General features: G+C 40.2%; 1 protein-coding gene. It reads left to right on the forward strand.

Going from position 1 to position 1,513, the window contains the following annotated elements:
* The first annotated feature begins 138 nt into the window (after window positions 1-138).
* Entirely contained in the window at window positions 139-1,425 is a 1,287-nt protein-coding gene (locus tag H9564_RS09010; protein ID WP_225209648.1) for an ISL3 family transposase, read from the forward strand.
* Window positions 1,426-1,513 lie beyond the last annotated feature (88 nt).

A 1,513-nucleotide genomic window follows, 5' to 3' on the forward strand; every position in this document is an offset into this window, starting at 1 on the left:
GGCTCTACAATATCTGGTGTTGATATAGAAATTTCACTTTCTATACCAATACCAGATTTTTACGTTTAAACTAAAAAAACAGAGGTCCCCTCTGTTACAATGAAATCGCCAAATCACACAGAAAAGAAGGTAACCTCTATGGATAATGATACTAGAATTCTCCTTAATTTAACAGATCCCCACTTAAGTTTTTCTCGACATTGGCTTAAATTTGCGGTCGTTAAATCAGTTCGGGTGGCCCAGATTAGTTGCCGGCTGTCTTATACCCCTAAAGCTTGCCCTAATTGTGGGGTGATCAACCGTGGTCAGATTGTTAAATTTGGTTATTATCAGGCTAAATATAAATACGGCCAATTTCGCGCCCAACCACTAATGTTACGAGTTAAGACGCAACGTTTTCGCTGTCCTGATTGTCAAAGCACCTTTAACGCTACTAGCGACTTATTTACGGATCACCACTCGGTCACCGCCGCATTGCGTCGCGAAGTTATATTACAGCTTTGTCGAGTACGCACCATTAAAGACATCGCTCATGATTTATTCGTTAGTGAAACGACTGTCCAGCGGGTCCTTAGGGACCTCGCGGACCAGTTTCAGCCAGATTGGAACTATTTACCACAAACTCTTTGTATTGATGAATTTAAATCGATGCGCAGTGCTCAAGGAAAGATGAGTTTTATTGCCGTCGATGGTAGTAAAAAGGGATTATTAGAATTATTGGAAGATCGTCGTTTACGAAGTCTCTTCGAACACTATCAACGCTTTAGCTATCAAGCGAGAAGACACGTTAAATACCTCGTTATGGATATGAATGCTGCTTATGAACGACTAGCTAAAACCGTTTTTCCTAATGCCCAAGTCGTCTATGATCGGTTTCACATCGCCAAACACCTTAATGACACCATGAATCATGTACGAATTCACGTTTATCAACGATTATGTAAGGGCGATCGCCAGGCGCAAAAGCAAGCACGGCGAATTAAGCATTACTGGCGTCTCTTCCTTCAAGATCAAACCAATCTTAATACTGATGAATATTATGAAGGTCGTTACTTTCATCGGATAGTTAATTCAGTAACGATTTTAGATCTGATGTTGGCTTATGACGAAGAACTAAGTGCTACCTATAATCACATTCAAGCACTAAAATATGCTTACAATCAAAAAGACTTCAAACGTTTCTTTCGGTTATTAAATCTCCGCTCTGAGGGACTCAGTCATTATACAGTTCATCGCTGTCATGTCTTAGCTCGGTACCAGAAGGGGATTAGACTAGGCTTTCAACAGGAGTTCTCCAATGGACAAACTGAGGGATTTAATAATCGGATTAAATTAATTAAACGGGTTGCTTTCGGCTATCGTTGTTTTGAAACCTTTCGGACGAGGGTTTATTTAATTATGGGAAAACAAATCCAGGTAAGCTAAAAGGAACCATCCTCGCAGATGATTCCTTTAGACCAATTTTACAATGTAGAGCAGAAATTTCCTGATCAACACTACTTGACGTAGAGCC

The sequence above is a fragment of the Limosilactobacillus avistercoris genome (assembly GCF_014836425.1).
In the GTDB taxonomy this organism is placed as follows: domain Bacteria; phylum Bacillota; class Bacilli; order Lactobacillales; family Lactobacillaceae; genus Limosilactobacillus; species Limosilactobacillus agrestimuris.

Coding starts and splice junctions, on each gene's coding strand:
- H9564_RS09010 (WP_225209648.1), top strand. CDS start 139: ATGGATAATGATACTAGAATTCTCCTTAATTTAACAGATCCCCACTTA.